This is a genomic window from Eilatimonas milleporae (assembly GCF_003688555.1).
GTDB lineage: Bacteria > Pseudomonadota > Alphaproteobacteria > Sphingomonadales > Kordiimonadaceae > Eilatimonas > Eilatimonas milleporae.
The window spans coordinates 346,005-360,809 of record NZ_REFR01000010.1 but is presented as its reverse complement, the minus strand read 5'-3'; the positions used below and the strand labels follow the sequence as shown (position 1 = coordinate 360,809).

At 62.4% G+C, this 14,805-nt stretch carries 13 protein-coding genes; 6 read left to right on the top strand and 7 right to left on the bottom strand.

The genetic code is table 11. The features are described from left to right. Positions 1-27 precede the first annotated feature (27 nt). The 4 genes from BXY39_RS06455 to BXY39_RS06440 form a co-directional block, all read right to left on the bottom strand. Positions 28-2,904 (bottom strand): beta strand repeat-containing protein, encoded by a 2,877-nt coding sequence (locus tag BXY39_RS06455; RefSeq protein WP_121938026.1) that lies wholly within the window; start codon positions 2,902-2,904, stop codon positions 28-30. Between the two features lie 242 nt (positions 2,905-3,146). Continuing rightward, the gene (locus BXY39_RS06450; protein WP_121938025.1) at positions 3,147-4,304 is read right to left on the bottom strand and encodes an AraC family transcriptional regulator; all 1,158 of its coding nucleotides are present in this window, start codon (positions 4,302-4,304) and stop codon (positions 3,147-3,149) included. A 138-nt stretch (positions 4,305-4,442) separates the two neighbouring features. Further along, complete coding sequence (locus BXY39_RS19900; protein ID WP_281269998.1) at positions 4,443-4,565, bottom strand: VOC family protein; 123 nt, start codon at positions 4,563-4,565, stop codon at positions 4,443-4,445. A 19-nt stretch (positions 4,566-4,584) separates the two neighbouring features. Continuing rightward, positions 4,585-5,124 carry a CGNR zinc finger domain-containing protein gene (locus BXY39_RS06440; RefSeq protein ID WP_121938024.1) on the bottom strand — a complete coding sequence of 180 codons (540 nt, stop codon included), beginning with the start codon at positions 5,122-5,124 and terminating at the stop codon, positions 4,585-4,587. Between the two features lie 118 nt (positions 5,125-5,242). Here BXY39_RS06440 and BXY39_RS06435 point away from each other — a divergent pair, with 118 nt between their 5' ends. Together BXY39_RS06435 and BXY39_RS06430 are read left to right on the top strand one after the other, a co-directional pair. Further along, the gene (locus BXY39_RS06435) at positions 5,243-5,911 is read left to right on the top strand and encodes an AzlC family ABC transporter permease (RefSeq protein WP_170163670.1); all 669 of its coding nucleotides are present in this window, start codon (positions 5,243-5,245) and stop codon (positions 5,909-5,911) included. After that, positions 5,901-6,233 carry an AzlD domain-containing protein gene (locus BXY39_RS06430; protein WP_147453490.1) on the top strand — a complete coding sequence of 111 codons (333 nt, stop codon included), beginning with the start codon at positions 5,901-5,903 and terminating at the stop codon, positions 6,231-6,233. The genes BXY39_RS06435 and BXY39_RS06430 overlap by 11 nt, the downstream gene beginning before the upstream one ends. Before the next feature lie 149 nt (positions 6,234-6,382). Here BXY39_RS06430 and BXY39_RS06425 read toward each other — a convergent pair whose 3' ends face one another. After that, a complete protein-coding gene (locus BXY39_RS06425; protein WP_121938021.1) occupies positions 6,383-7,438 on the bottom strand; it encodes a hypothetical protein in 1,056 nt (351 codons plus the stop codon). Between the two features lie 621 nt (positions 7,439-8,059). On the opposite strand from BXY39_RS06425, the gene BXY39_RS06420 reads away from it, so the two are divergent. Then, complete coding sequence (locus BXY39_RS06420) at positions 8,060-8,707, top strand: MarR family transcriptional regulator (protein ID WP_170163668.1); 648 nt, start codon at positions 8,060-8,062, stop codon at positions 8,705-8,707. Here BXY39_RS06420 and BXY39_RS06415 read toward each other — a convergent pair. Together BXY39_RS06415 and BXY39_RS06410 are read right to left on the bottom strand one after the other, a co-directional pair. Next, positions 8,673-11,183, bottom strand: a complete 2,511-nt coding sequence (locus tag BXY39_RS06415; RefSeq protein WP_170163667.1) for an ABC transporter permease — start codon at positions 11,181-11,183, stop codon at positions 8,673-8,675. The genes BXY39_RS06420 and BXY39_RS06415 overlap by 35 nt on opposite strands. Further along, positions 11,180-11,839, bottom strand: coding sequence for an ABC transporter ATP-binding protein (locus BXY39_RS06410; RefSeq protein WP_121938018.1), 660 nt, complete (start codon positions 11,837-11,839; stop codon positions 11,180-11,182). The genes BXY39_RS06415 and BXY39_RS06410 overlap by 4 nt, the downstream gene beginning before the upstream one ends. Positions 11,840-12,098: 259 nt before the next feature. Between BXY39_RS06410 and BXY39_RS06405 the strand changes: the two genes are divergently transcribed. From BXY39_RS06405 to BXY39_RS06395, 3 genes are all read left to right on the top strand, one after another. Continuing rightward, positions 12,099-12,779, top strand: coding sequence for a response regulator transcription factor (locus BXY39_RS06405; RefSeq protein ID WP_121938017.1), 681 nt, complete (start codon positions 12,099-12,101; stop codon positions 12,777-12,779). Further along, on the top strand, positions 12,776-14,044 hold the full coding sequence (locus tag BXY39_RS06400; protein WP_121938016.1) for a sensor histidine kinase: 1,269 nt from the start codon (positions 12,776-12,778) through the stop codon (positions 14,042-14,044). The genes BXY39_RS06405 and BXY39_RS06400 overlap by 4 nt, the downstream gene beginning before the upstream one ends. A gap of 176 nt (positions 14,045-14,220) precedes the next feature. After that, positions 14,221-14,667, top strand: coding sequence for a VOC family protein (locus BXY39_RS06395; RefSeq protein ID WP_121938384.1), 447 nt, complete (start codon positions 14,221-14,223; stop codon positions 14,665-14,667). Positions 14,668-14,805 lie beyond the last annotated feature (138 nt).

Genomic DNA, 14,805 nt, shown 5'->3' with positions numbered 1-14,805 from the left:
AAGCGCGGGAACGGCCCGGCATCGCGATCAGATCAAAATCATCATGTCTTCGAAGTCGGCGCGGATGAGGCCGGTCAGGGTGACGGACTGGGGATCGCCGTCCGCGCCTACACCCAGATCGATGACCAGGCTGGGGTTGCCATTGCTGTCCACGCTGAGGCGCGCGGCCGCCGCCACATCGTCCAGCGTCGCAAAATCAGAGGCGGCAAAGCGCAGGTCGAGGATGTCCTCGCCCAGGGCAAAATCCGTGATGCGGTCGTTGCCCGTCAGTGCCCCGAAGGTGAAGGTATCGCCGCCCGCGCCGCCGGTCAGCAGGTCGTCGCCCGCACCCGCCCACAGCGTGTCGTCGCCGTCACCGCCGCCTACCGTATCGGCGCCCGCACTATTGAACAGGGTGTCGTTGCCAGTGCCGCCGACCAGCACATCGTCGCCGTCTGCGCCGAACAGTAGGTCATTCCCGCCGCCGCCATTGATGGTGTCGTTGCCGGCGCCGCCGCCCATGGTATCGGACCCGCCGGCACCGTGCTTCATGTCGTCGCCCGCGCGGCCCCAGATCCTCTCATCCCCGTCACCGCCGATCATGGCATCGGTCGCGGGCGTTCCGACAAGGGGCGGCAGGTCGTCCGGATCGCTGACCGCGAGGGTGAAGCGGGCGCCGTCCGATATCTGCGGGCTGCCGTCGCTGACGCGGAAGATGAAATCCGCATCCGCCCCGCGTGCGTCGGATGTGTAGACCAGCCGCCCGGCGGCGATATCGTTTGCCTCGACGGTCTGGCCGACGGTGACGGCCACCCCGTTCAGGGTGAGGGCGCCGATCTCCGGCAGGCTGTCGATGATGACGGCATCCAGGGGGTCGCCGTCGGCATCGTCGAAGGGGAAATCCCCGGTGGTGATGGTGTAGGCCGCGCCTGCGTCCACCGCCGCCGCTGTGTTGCCCGTCGACGGTCCGCTGTTGGGCGGGGGTGGCGGTGGCGGAGTGGCACTGCTGACCGTGATGTTGGCACTGGCCGGGCTGGCGGCAAAGGTCGTGCCGTCGCCCACCGAATAGGTGAAACCGGCGCTGCCCGCACTGCCGCCGGTAAAGACCAGGTTGCCACCCGTGATATCGGCAAGGGCAATCACCTGTCCGTCCGTCACCGCCGTGCCGTTCAGGGTCAGGCCCGACACGCTGGTGTCGATGCGCACGCTGGCCAGGCTGTCGCCGTCCACGTCCGAAAAGGTAAAGTCCGAGACCTGAAGCGTCAGCCCGGCGCCCGCTGTCGCCGACAGGCTCGCCCCTGTGGATGTGGGCGCGTCATTGACGGCGGTGATATCGAAGGTCAGCGTCTGGTCGTCGGTGCCGCCATTGCCGTCATCGGTCTGGATACGGATCGCGCCGGCGCCCGTGCCGTTCAGGTTTGCGGTCGGCGTGAAGGTCAGCGCATCCAGTGCGCTGTTGACGATGGCCAGCGTGCCGCTGAACACCATGGTCGCATCGTCGGTGCCGTCGCCGGTGGTGATAGACAGCCCGGCCAGGCCGGCATCGGTGGACACCGTGCCGCCGGTCACCGTCAGCGTCACAGTCTGATCATCGCTGTTGATGTCAGTAATGTTGACCGTATCGGCAATGGCCACATTGGTGGCGTCTTCCGCCACTGTCGGGGCGGCCGGCAGGGTGATCGCCGGCTCCATGCCGAGCACCGGCCCCGCGCCCAGGCTCGCCCCGCCGCTGCCACTGCCGTCCGCCTGGCTGCCGGCAAGTACGACAATGGTCTCAACCGCGCCGCCATTGTCGGCCAGGACCCCGGCGATCACGGCGGGGTCCGCTGCATTGGCCGCCGTGTTCGCAAACACCGTCGTCGGATCGGCATTGATCACCGCCGCATCGACATTGGCGTTAAAGGCGGCGGTATCCGCACCGACGATGTTCAGACCGTTGAATGTCATAATGCCGCTGATCTCGTCCCCGGGCACGCCAACGTATGATGTGACATTGCCAAGGACGATGCTGTTGGTCAGATTAACACCGACGACGCCGTATACCCCGCCGCCAGCGGCATTGTCCCCTGCCGTCGCATTGCCACTGATGGTACTTCCGGTGATGGTGACAGTGCCAGAGCCGGCCACCCCGCCGCCATCGGCATTGTTCCCTGCTGTCGCATTGCCGCTGATGGTGCTGCCCGTGATGGTGACACCGCCGTTGGCATACACACCGCCGCCAGCGGCACTAAAGCCCGCCGTCGTATTGCCGCTGACCGTGCTTCCGGTGATGGTGACAGTGCCAGAGCCGGCCACTCCGCCGCCATCGGAGAAATTTCCCGCCGTCGCATTGCCGCTGATCGTGCTGCCCGTGATCGTGACGGCACCAGGGCTGTAAACCCCGCCACCACCGGAGAAATTTTCCGCCGTCGAATTGCCGCTGATCGTGCTGTTTGTGAGTGACAGCGTGTTGCTGCCGCCGCTGACACGAATGCCGCCGCCGTCTTCAAAGCTGGTCGTGGTGCGGCCGCCGGTAATGGTCAGGTCGCTCACCGTCAGGCTGGCACTGCTGTCGATCACCCGGCTGTTGTCGTCCAGCTGGGTGGACAGCGAATTGGCCACATCGGTGATGTTGGTGCCCGCCACCAGCGTATCGTCCCCACTGGCATCGCCGGTGATCACCAGGTCCGTCGCGTCGCTGCCGTCGATGGTCAGAGCTTCCGTGACACTCAACTCGCCGCCCGTCAGGCGGATCAGGCTGCTGGTGTCGCCGGTGAACACCGCGCCGTCAAAGATGATGGTATCCGCGCCCGCATTGGCGTTGGCCAGCAGAATGGCTTCCCGCAGGGACAGACCGCCGCCATCGGCGGCCTCGGCGGCAAGAGTGCCGGTGACGGTTTGATCATCGCCGCTGTCGCTGTTGGTGGTGACGGTAAAGATGGCCATCGCGGTGTCTCCCCAAAAACAGAGTACCGATAAACGGAGTGTGGTTACGTTCTCGGCGCTGTCGGGCTTGGCGCTGTCGGGCGTATACAGGCCGCTATCGGTGCGGAAATCTGTGTGTAGGGATCAAGAGAGGCAGAAGGCTCGTCCATTTCGAAAAAGTCGGACATTTTCTGGTTTTGACGCGATTTGTTCAAAATCGACGGGTCGTGCGACATGGCCAGATCGCCCGCGCGCGGGTTACATCAGCCATCGTTACATAGATGGTGCTCTCTATATTCGGAGGGTGTCTGTGCTGTCAGCGCCTTGAAGGCACGATTGAAAGGGCGCAGCGAAATATAGCCCGCTTCCATGGCGATGGTTAAAACCGGTATGTGTCGCTGATGCATATCGGCCAGACGGGTCTTTGCCTCCGCAATGCGGTACTCATTCAAAAATTCCGCGATGTTGCGATACCCCATATAGGTATTGATGAGCTTGCGCAGTCGATGTTCGGGGACACCGACTTCTTCGGCAAGTCTTGCGACGGTCAAGCCCTGCTCCCGGTACAGGCCTGCCTGCATCTTCTTTTTCAGCACGGCCAGATTGTGCTGGTCGGCGGCGGCCAAAGGCCTCGGCTCCCTGCTGCGCGCATCTTCTGCTTCCGGCTTCGCAAGGTCAGGGCCAGCCTGACTTTTCAGAAGGGCTTTTATCTTCTCGCTTGCCAGATAGTAGATAAACAGACTGCTTGTCAGAAAAGCCGATAAAGACTCAAGAATAGATATATTATCAATATATTGAGTACGGCTAAAAAATAACCTTTCCACCATAATTCCAACATATAAAATCAAAATAATAAAGGCGAGAAACAGCCGAAATTGTATTCTTTTATATATTAAATCACCCCTTATTCCTTTTATATTTATATAGAGCAGATAAGACGTTAATATTGTCATTGCTGGAATTGAAACCATACTAATTAATTCATAAGACACAAATTGTCCGACAAATATGATAGCTCTGACAATATAAAGGAAGTAAATTACTTTATATAGATATCCAAAATCAAAGTCATCTTTGAGGATAGAGACGCATAAAAACCATATATGGATAAATGTCAGCCTTGCAGAAAACTGTAAGATATTCCCTATGGGACCGAATAAGGCGTCTTCATCAAAAGCCGCAACAATCAAAAAACATATGGTACTGGTCGGGGCTGCGACCATAAAGAAGGACTGCGGACTTCCCGCAGGATGGCGCACGGACAGAAAAATGATCCAGAGCAGGTTAGCGATCGCCCCGAAGCGAAAGAGACTGTCGAAAAACTCCAGAATGGTAAGAGATGTCGCCAAGACATAATCCTCTGAAGCCTTGCCGTTGAGTTCGAAGATCAGTGAAGAAAACTCAGTGAAGACGGCGGCCACCCCAATTGCATAGCTTGCATATCTCCTATCCGGGCGCAATCCTTCTTACCCCGTACAGCACAAGGCTTCTTTTATGCACGTCTGCTTGAGGATTCTCCCGGATATTTGTGAGGAAAACTTGATCGGATACCGTAAGTTTTATCCGGATTTCATCAATAGCCTTACGGCAAACCGGTCCCACCCCATTTCGCTGAAAAGCGGATCGTAAAACCGCAGGGAGCGGTCCAGATCACGGGTTCCAACCATGGTGTATGCGATCATTGCGTTCGGTCCCCGACGGTCATGCGGTTTCGGTTTTTGCGCTGATCCGGCGATAATGCCGAGCGGCCTTTGCCCGGTTGCCGCAGGTCTCCATCAGGCACCATTTGCGGCGGCGGTTCCGGGTTTCATCGATGAACATCCAGCCGCAATCGACGCCCGGACATGTCTTGATCCGATCGCGCTCGCGCCGGTCGCTCAGGACCGACAAGGCCGATAGCGCGACGAGGCCGAGGACCGGCTGGCGCGCAAGATCGTCGAGAGAACAGGCGCCGGCGATGTCCACGTCACGCAGTCGCGCCTGAAGGGTCGCCGAGCCGAGGCCCGTCCCGGTGCGGAAAAGCCGCCGCAAATCGCGGCGGTACCGGTGCACGACATCGATGGAGGATGGACGCGCCGCCGCCGACAGGCCCACCGCGCGCACCCAGACATCAAGATCCGCAAGCCCCGCGATCTTTTCATGCAAGACAGTGCCGTCGGGTGCCCAATCCGCCGTGTTGAGAAAGTCCAGCGCCAACCGCCCGGCGATCAGCCTGACGGGATGTCCTTCAGCATATGTCATGATGTCATTCTAACCATTGTACCGGTTGACAAGCAACGCCATTCCCTATCTAACTTGTATAATGGTTAGTATAAGACGAAAACCGGACCAAGCGTGCGGTGCGCCCGTGGTTCTGACCATGGACGGGATCGTAAAGGGCATGCGCCGCACCTTTCCGGTCGCCGTTTTCGTGGTCCCGTTCGGGATTGCCTTCGGCGCCGCGGCGGTCGAGTCCGGCCTGAGTGTCCTTCAGGCCATCGCCATGAGCGCTGTCGCCTTTTCGGGCGCGGCCCAGTTCGCCGTCCTGGACTTTTGGCCGCGACCGACCGCCTTCGGCTCGCTGGCCCTTGTCGCCCTGGCCCTGAACGCGCGGCATGTCATCATGGGGGCCGTCCTGTCGCCATGGATCAACAGACTGCCCCTGCCCAGACGGATTCTGGTTCTGAACTATCTGAGCGACGTCAATTTCGCGGATAGCCAACCGGCGTTCAAAGCGGGGGCGCGCGATGCCGGCATCCTTCTGGGCGGCGGCCTTGTCCTGTGGGCAAACTGGGTCCTTGGGACAGGCATTGGAGCCGCCGCCGGATCGCTGATCGGCGATCCGGCCAGGTTCGGTATCGATGTCGTCATGGTCTGCTTCTTTGCGACCGTGGTCACCGGACACTTGAGGCGAAGAAGCACACTTCCCCCGCTCATCGTTGCCGCCGGCATAGCCGCTTTGTCTGTCGACTGGCTGCCCACCGGCTGGAATGTGATCCTGGCGGCCCTTGCCGGCGGCCTTGCCGCGGTGGTTTTCCGTGGCCGGTGAGATGTCCACGCTGTCCACATGGGCCGCGATCACCGTCGTCGCGGGTGTGACGCTTGCAAGCCGTCTTGCTGGTTCGTTCCTGGCTGGTTCGTTCCTGATGGGCCGGGCGGATGCCTCGCCAGGGGTTGAACGCTTTCTCGACGGGCTTTCCGTTGCCGTGATTGCCGCGCTTGTCGCGTCGAGCCTGGCGCAAAACGGTCTTCGCGAAGGCGTGGCCGTCGCCGTGACCGTCCTTGTCATGCTGCGGTCCGCGACCGCCACCCGGGCCATGATCGCCGGTATGGCGCTGGCGGCGGCATGGGCAAATTTTCCAGCCATGTGAAAGATCACGGGATCACACGCACGGGTTACGCGGGTGCATTCCAAAACCCTCGGGTGCAAGGCTGATGCAACACCCCTTTGGGGTCGCTCATAAGCCAAGGGGGGACCGTCAGACGGTCCCCCCTTTGCCGTATCATATTTGCGATGATGTCAGAAAACGATGTTCATCGCCGACAAGTCGTCCGCGCTGACACCGCCGACAAAGCCCATCTGTCCGTCGCCAAGATCGATGGAGATGCCGAGAACATCGGATGTCATGGGGTTCACCACTTCCGTGACCGCCGTCATCAGGTCGTCAACACCGGCAAAATCCCCGGCCGTCGCGGACAGGTCGAGGATATCGCTGTCGGCATCAAAGCCGAAAACGGCCGCGTTTTCGCCCCCTTCCGGGAAATAGAAGGTTTCGGCACCGTCGCCGGCAAAAGCCAGTCCTCCGTCCAGAAGAATCGGCCCCGCACCGTCACCGATACCGCCGTCCGGTTCCACAGGCATGGGGCTATCGTCCGCCGGCAACGGCCCGGCACCGTCGCCGATACCGCCATCGGGTTCCACCGGCATGGGGCCATCGTCCACCGGTAACGGCCCGGCACCGTCGCCGATACCGCCGTCGGGCTCCACCGGCATGGGGCTATCGTCCGCCGGCAACGGCCCGGCACCGTCGCCGATGCCGCCATCGGGTTCCACCGGCATGGGCCTGTCGCCATCAAGATCGACGATTTCGACACCGGGTTCGACCGGCAGTATGACAGGCACATCACCGTCACCCTCTTCCGGCTCAGCCGGAAACGGGATCGGGCCGGCACCGTCGCCGATACCGCCGTCCGGTTCCACCGGCATCGGCCTATCACCGTCGAGATCGACGATTTCGACACCGGGTTCGACCGGCAGTGTGACAGGCACATCACCGTCACCCTCTTCCGGCTCAGCCGGAAACGGGATCGGGCCGGCACCGTCGCCGATGCCACCGTCGGGTTCCACCGGGATGGGTTCACCATCCAGCGGCGGCAACGGTCCCGCACCGTCACCGATACCCCCGTCCGGCTCTACGGGAATGGGCTGATCGGCGCCTGGTAGTGACTGCCCATCAGCCGGCGCCTTCCCCTGCCCAGCTTGACTGTCAAACACATTCAATACCCCCAGTTCCGACAGCAGCTTACGCAGCATGCCGGAATCGATGAGGTTCGTTCCTCCGTCGAAGAAAACCATTTTTCAATCCTCGTTGAAAAATAAATGCAATCTCACCGCCCGTACGCCTGGATTTTATGTTTTTACGCAGGACGATGAGCAGGCCCTGATTGCGACAGCCCACCTGAATGCAAAATTAACATACTGTTATATTGGACGTTTATCCTTGGCGTTGCCGACGGACAGGCGCCCTAAAAAACAACAGTCCGCAAGGGCCGACAGGGCCCGGCGCGCCTCTCAGAACAGTACCCTGCCCGTCCATGGCGGAGCCTTTTTTGGGTCTTGTACAATCAGGGGTATACGCCTGACCCGATTGCCGTTCACACCGGCACGGGCGCCGGTAACACGATGCCGGACAGGATTACGGAACACCACACCAACCGTCTGCGAGCGCGGTGCCGGCGGAAACCCCGCCGCCCGCGCATGACGCCAAAATATGTATGATGCATACATCCGTTCGTAGCGCCCGCAGGCCCTGTCTTACCGGGCCGGCGCCCGGCGCGGTGTCCCTGTCTTTCCCGATTGTGTTTGTTCTTTCCCGATCATGTTCGTCCTGGCCGCCTCGTTTCCGACGGCATTCGGCCGGGACACTGCCGCAAGGCGCGCTTGCACTGCACGCGCCTTCACCGTAAAATGGAACATATGAAGAACAGATACGCGGAAAACCTGTTGGGGGCGGTGGCGCTGGGACTGGCGGATGCCATGACCCGGGATGCGGCGCTGTGCGCCGAGGACGGCGCGGCGGTGCCGGCGGCCCTGGTCAGTATCGGCGCGGCACCGGGCCTGTCCATCGGCATGCTGGCACACACGCTGGCGCTGAGCCATTCGGCGACGGTGCGTGTTGTGGCCGGGCTGGTCCGCCGCAGGCTGGTCATCCGCCGGCCCGGCATGGACAGGCGCACCGCCGCCCTGTATCTGACCCCGCGCGGACTGGCGCGGCGGGATGCGGTTCTGGGCGGACGGCGGAGGGTGCTGGCACAGGTGCTGGACGCCCTGCCCCCAGCGGGCCGGAGCGAGCTGTCCGACCTGCTGGAGACCATGCTGGAGACGCTGTTGGAAATCCCGGCGACGGAGCGGACAGCGGGCGGGCCTATCTGCCGCCTGTGCGACAGGACCGTCTGCCTGCCCGCTCTCTGCCCCATGACCGATAGGGGGATTAATACGGGGGTCCATATCCACCCTGCCGGGCACGCCACCACCAAAGGCGGCCGGACAGACGGGACGCAGGCGCCGCGCCCGGCCGGCACAGCGGGCATCACGGCACCAGCAGATCGCGGACGGACGCCCTGAGGCTGCGGCGGGCGGCCAATCGTCCCACGACACACACGATGATCACCATTGCCGCCGCCATGCCCAGCGTCCAGGCCACATCCGGTTTGTACACAAGACCGAACTGGGACCGGTAGATCAGCACACCGGCGATCCAGGTGCCGGCCACGCCCCCGAGAGCGGCAATCAGCGCGGTGACGGCCCAATCATACAGATTGAGTTTCAAACACTGTCCAGGGGTGAGGCCCATGCTCATCAAAAGGCCGTTTTTCCGGCGGTCGTCGGCCTCGAACCCGCTGATGGAGGCGGCGAGCACGATCACGGCCAGAACCAGAACCATGCCGGCAAAGCCCGTCGTCAGCCGCGTGACCATGGCGAGCGTCCGGTCGAAACGCTCGGTCAGGTCCCGCAGGGGCACAAGGGACAGGGTGGGATAGCGCCGCCAAAGCCCCGCCAGGGCGGGCCAGGCGGTCGCGGGAAGTTCCATGCTGCCCATATACCGGGTGTCGGCGGATATGTGCGCCCGCGCGGATGCCGGCACCTGAAACCAGAAAGTGATCGACCCGTGACCGGGCCTGTATCGGTGCGTAGCGGCCAGCTCGAACCGATAGGACTGTCCCCCGATGCGGAAGGTCAGCCTGTCGCCGTAAGACAGGCCAAGGTCGGTCATGACCTCGGCCTCGGCGGAAATCCGTTGCCAGCGGGGCGTTGCCTGTGGCCACCAGGTGCCGCCGGCCAATTGATTGTTGTCGGGCATGGTGTCCGTCCAGCTTAACCGGACAGGGTCCTGCAAGGCGGACAGGGTGTCGCTGGGCTTGCGCATATGGTCCGCGAGCGCCGTGTCATTGACCGCGACGAGCTGTGCACCGACAAACGGGCGGAGCTGACGGACAGCGCTGCCGGTCCGGGCCGCCCAGTCCCTGACGGCATCCATCTGATCGGCGCGCACATCGGCGATCAGCAGATTGCCGTCATGGGTGCGGCTGTAGGCCTGCATGGTGGCGCCAAGATCCCGCATCAGCATCAGCGTGAACAGCAGCATCAGAACACACAGGCCAAGGCCGAGAATTTGCGCCGATTTGCCGAAGATGCGCTGTTTCATGATGAAAAAGGCAAAAGGCAAAAACCCAGCCCGCCGCCGTCCCCACACATCGCCGAGATTGAGGACGCCCCAGGTCACGGCCATCATGACCGCAATAGCCGCCGCGAACGCGCCGAGAACAAGCCCCGTCAACAACCAGTTGTCGGAATAGACGGCAGCGACAAGCCCAAGGCCGGCCAGACCCGAGACCAGCCTGAACCACAGGCGCTGGCGGGATGACATCTGATCAGGCGGTATCTGGCCGGCCCGGACAAGCGCCAGGATGGAGGCATGCCGCAACTGCACGAAGGCGGGCGTCTGGAACAGCAGCAACAGGCAGAAGACCAGCGCGGCCGTTTTCAGGACCGCGCCCATGTGCCAGCCGAAGGCCAGACCGGGAAAATGCACCTGCAGCGCCTGAACGATCAGGGCATGGGCTGCCAGCGCCCCCACGGCACCGACACAAAAGGCAACCGCGAAGCCGATCAGCCATTGCAGCCCGGCCATGCGCACCCCGGTGGCCAACCCGACACCAAAACTGGCATAGAGCGCGAGGCGGTAGCGTATCCGGGCCAGCCATCTGCGATTGGTCATGTCGATGGCGACCGCCGCCATGAACACCAGAATGATGGAGGCAATCCCCAGAAAATTCTCGGTCCGTTTCCAGAACAGGGCAAGGGGGTGGGAACCGCCGCGTTTTTTAACCAGCCGGGCAGCCGGCAGCGTTTCACCGGCCCAGCTTTCCATCCTGCCTTCGGCCGCCTCGTCGGCGGTGATGAGGTAGCGCAACCGGCGGTCTCCACCGTCAACACCGGCGGTGTCCAGACTGCCGGCATGCACCATGGCACGCAGGGCCACGCTGTGACCTTCCATCAGGCGGTCGGGTTCATGGAACAGGATCGCGGACACCCGCAAGTCCGCTGTGCCGAGTGTGAGGATATCGCCGACCCCGGCCCCCAGTTTCACCGCCAGACGCGGCCCCAGCCAGATTTCGCCCGCTACAGGCCCGCGCTCAACCGTCCGCGATTGGGACGCCGGGCTCACCCCGACCGTCAAGGCGCCCTGAAGCGGATACGCATTGTCGACCAGTTTCAACTGGACCCGCTGCCATGTCTCGCCGTGGGTCATGGTGATGGATATGAGTTCGGTTTTCGATACCCCGTCTGCCTCGGCGAACAGGACGTCTTCAGCGGTTCGCGGCAGGGGCTCATGACTTTCCAGCACCAGATCGGCGCCGAGCAGGCCGTCCAGATTGGTTTGCAGATATGCCTGGATCGACGCAGCGGACAGCGTCAGCGTCAGCAGAAAAAGGATCAGGACAGTCTGGGTGAAAAAAACCAGACGCCCGTCATGCCCTTTCAGGTCATTGAGCGTATTGTCACGGACAATGGACAAGACAGTGGGCAGTTTTGTCATTGCAGTGCCTCCAGACGGCCGGCGGTCAGGCGCAGACGGGTGTCGGCGCATGCCGCCAGGCGCCGGCTGTGGGTGACGATCACCATCGCGCACCCGCTGTCCCGGGCGAATCCGACCATCAGGTCCGTCACCGCCGCTGCCGTGCGTTCATCCAGATTGCCGGTCGGTTCATCGGCAAAAACAAAGCGCGGGTTGCCGACAAAGGCGCGGGCAATGGCAATGCGCTGCTGTTCACCGCCGCTGAGCTGGTCGGGGCGGTGCCGGGCGCGTTTTTCCAGCCCGATCTTTTCCAGCCACCGGGCCGCGACGTCAAAGGCGTGGCGGTCCCCTTTCAGGCGCAGCGGCAGGGCCAGATTTCCGATGGCATCCAGTTCCGGCATCAGATGGAATTGCTGGAAAATGAAACCGGACCGGGCGCGCAGCGCGCGGGCGTCCACGGGCCTGCCGCCGATGGTGATCGACACTGCGCCGGTGCGCGGCGCCTCCAGCCCGGCGGCAATGGACAACAGGCTGGACTTGCCGGCACCGGACGGCCCGACAATGGCCTGTATGCCGCCGGGGACAATGGTTTGCGACAGATCGCGGAACAGATCGATCCGCTGGGAAGCGGTCTCGAAATAATGGCCGACCTGTTTCAATTCAATTTGATCCTGCATGGGTTTTCCCTTCCTGGAGCGGACTGGTTTTGCACCGGCGCACCCTATGGCAGCGCATGTCAAATGAAGGTGAAACAGGTGCACAAGGGCCGAACCGGCGGACGGGGAGTCAGAGGATATGGGGTCAGAGGATATGGGGTCAGAGGATGTGGGGCCGTGATGTGGCAGGATGGGCGATGGCGGCCGTTCCAGCGCGTTTGACGCCGGTTTGACAATAAAGCGGCCATGCTGCTTTGCTTGCGGCGGAAAAGGATGGAGCATGCGGGTACTGATCATCGAGGACAATCTGGATATCCAGGCCAACATCGCCGACTATCTGGAGCGTGAGTTTGATCTGGATTTCGCCTATCGCGGCGACCAAGGCCTGGAGCTGGCGCTGGCCCATGATTATGACGTCATCGTTCTTGACCTGAGCCTGCCGGGACGGGACGGGATCGACGTCTGCCATACCTACAAGCGCAAGGCCGGCTTGCAGGCGCCGATCATCATGCTGACGGCACGGGACACGATCGACGACAAGGAAACCGGCTTTACCGCCGGGGCGGACGACTATCTGGTCAAACCCTTTTCCCTGCGCGAGCTGAAAATCCGCATCCGGGCACTGGCCCGCAGGCCGAAGGCGCGGATGAAACAGGCCCTGCACTATCGCGGTCTGAGCCTGGACCGGGGCACGGCCGAGATCAGCGCGGAGGGACGGTCCCGCACCCTGAATGACAAGGAATGCACCCTGCTTGCCCTGTTGATGGAGGCGGCCCCCGACACCGTTGCCACGGATACGATCAGTTACGCCCTGTGGGGCGACGAACCGCCTGAATCCGGCGTGCTGAGAACGCATATCTACAATCTGAGACAATCGCTGAAGGCGCTTGGCCGCGCCCATCTGCTCAAAACCCTGCGGGGCAAGGGGTATGCCCTGCGCGAACAGGACAGCGGGCCATGAAAAACCGGACGGTTACGAGAAACAGGTTGGCTTCCAAGAACAGGCCGGCCAGGGTCCGCGGCCTTGTGCTGCGAAACTATATGGGCGCCGCGCTTGCCAGTTTCGGTCTGTTCACGATGATGATCGTCATCTTCGGCTTCGACCTTGAGGACGAGATTTTCGATTTTCAGGTGCGGCAGACGGCTGACCGGCTGGCCGGCGGGGACATCGGGGCGCTTGCGGCCGCCGGCACGGTGCGGTCCCTTGACATGCAGTATTTCATCGGCCGGCAGGCCATGCCCGACTGGCTTGCCGCCAGCCTTGACGACAGCCAGCCCGACGGCACGGATGAGATTTTCGCCGAGGAAAAGGGACATTTTCATGTGGCGGTGCGCCCGCTTGACGACGGGCGGACGCTGTATGTGGTTTTGAACGCACGGCCCTATATCCGGTCGACACCGCAGATCAAATCCTATCTGGTGATCGTCGGTGTCATGGCCGGGATATTTTTGCTGATTTCACTGTTTTTCATCCACCGGATGACACGAAAAGTCTCCCGCCCGCTGGAGGATATGGCCGCCGCGCTGGGATCGGACGATACGGCGTCCGCCCGGTTCGACCTGACGCCCGGCGCCCCGGCGGAATTGCAGGCCCTGGCCCGCGCGATTGAAGAGCGGGACAGGCGCATCGGCGCCTTTCTGGACCGCGAACGGGCGTTCAACAGGGATGCCAGCCATGAATTGCGCACCCCGCTCGCCGTTGCCACCGGCGCGGCCGAGGTCATGGAAGCTTCCGGCATTGAGGGCAAAGCGTTTTCCAGATTGAAAACGGCGCTGAGGGATATGCATCTGTTGACGGAGGGGATCCTGTGGCTCGGACGGGAAGCGGCACGGGCAACGGACTGCGATGTCGCCACTGTATGCCGGGACTGTACGGCCGCCTACGGCCACCTTGCCGACGGGCGCGAAGTGAGCGTGCATCTGGACGGGCCGGAAAGCGTGACGATGCCGGTCCCGGAGGCGGTCGCCCATGTGCTGGTGGGCAATATCCTGCGCAATGCCCTGGCGTATACGGACCGGGGGGATATCCGCATTCAGGTCCGGCCCGGATGCGTGAGCGTCAGCGACACCGGCGTCGGGTTCGGCAAGGCGGAGAAAGGGCGCCAGGGCTTCGGCGTCGGCCTGTCGCTGGTGCGCCGTCTGTGCACACATTTCGATATCGGCTTCGATGTGACAGCGGACACGCGGCAGGGCACGCTGGCCTGTCTGACCTGGCCTGTCGTCTGATCTGGCCTGTCTGACTTGAAGGGTTCGGTACGGACTGTCCAGACCGACATGAGCGATCCGCAGCGGCGGTGATGGCAGGCCGCACGCTGTCGGTTGCATGTCAGCAGGTGGATGCGCTTTAGTGGCGGCCGGCGGAACGGGTCCGCCCCTTTTCACTCGGATTCCGGAGGATAATGATGACGCCACAACGCGTTAACGTGATTACCCTTGGTACGGCTGACCTGAACCGGTCGCGCGCATTTTACGAAGCGCTCGGCTGGCAGCCGCATCCCAGTTCCATGGACAGCATCGTGTTTTTCCAGCTGAGCGGCATGGTGCTGGGCCTGTTCGGACTGGAGGCGCTGGCCGACGACCAGGGCCGGCCCGGCGCGACGCTTGGCACCGGTGCCATGACACTGGCACAGAATTTTCCCACCAATCAGGCAGTCGATGCCGCCTTTGCCCAAGCGGTGGATGCGGGGGCGACGCCGCTGAAAAAACCGCAGGACGTGTTCTGGGGCGGGTATTCGGGCTATTATGCCGACCCCGACGGCCATGTGTGGGAAGTGGCGATGAACCCGTTCTGGACGCTGGCCCCCGAGGGCGGCATCACATTGCCCGCCGAGGCGGAAACCGGCGCATAAGGGAAATATCCGCCTTGCCCAACATCATAGGCGGCCGAGATACGCACCTTCTGGGGCATACGCCGCCTGAGGTACACGCTATCAGGGGCGTCCGCGTGTGTAAGAAAGCCATGTTCCCGTGACACGCGGACAAGGGCG

Bases quoted from the DNA above. Each gene is read 5' to 3' on its own strand.
- BXY39_RS06455 (WP_121938026.1), bottom strand. From the start codon at position 2,904: ATGGCCATCTTTACCGTCACCACCAACAGCGACAGCGGCGATGATCAA.
- BXY39_RS19900 (WP_281269998.1), bottom strand. From the start codon at position 4,565: ATGATCGCATACACCATGGTTGGAACCCGTGATCTGGACCGCTCCCTG.
- BXY39_RS06440 (WP_121938024.1), bottom strand. From the start codon at position 5,124: ATGACATATGCTGAAGGACATCCCGTCAGGCTGATCGCCGGGCGGTTG.
- BXY39_RS06435 (WP_170163670.1), top strand. From the start codon at position 5,243: ATGGACGGGATCGTAAAGGGCATGCGCCGCACCTTTCCGGTCGCCGTT.
- BXY39_RS06425 (WP_121938021.1), bottom strand. From the start codon at position 7,438: ATGGTTTTCTTCGACGGAGGAACGAACCTCATCGATTCCGGCATGCTG.
- BXY39_RS06420 (WP_170163668.1), top strand. From the start codon at position 8,060: ATGAAGAACAGATACGCGGAAAACCTGTTGGGGGCGGTGGCGCTGGGA.
- BXY39_RS06415 (WP_170163667.1), bottom strand. From the start codon at position 11,183: ATGACAAAACTGCCCACTGTCTTGTCCATTGTCCGTGACAATACGCTC.
- BXY39_RS06410 (WP_121938018.1), bottom strand. From the start codon at position 11,839: ATGCAGGATCAAATTGAATTGAAACAGGTCGGCCATTATTTCGAGACC.
- BXY39_RS06405 (WP_121938017.1), top strand. From the start codon at position 12,099: ATGCGGGTACTGATCATCGAGGACAATCTGGATATCCAGGCCAACATC.
- BXY39_RS06400 (WP_121938016.1), top strand. From the start codon at position 12,776: ATGAAAAACCGGACGGTTACGAGAAACAGGTTGGCTTCCAAGAACAGG.
- BXY39_RS06395 (WP_121938384.1), top strand. From the start codon at position 14,221: ATGACGCCACAACGCGTTAACGTGATTACCCTTGGTACGGCTGACCTG.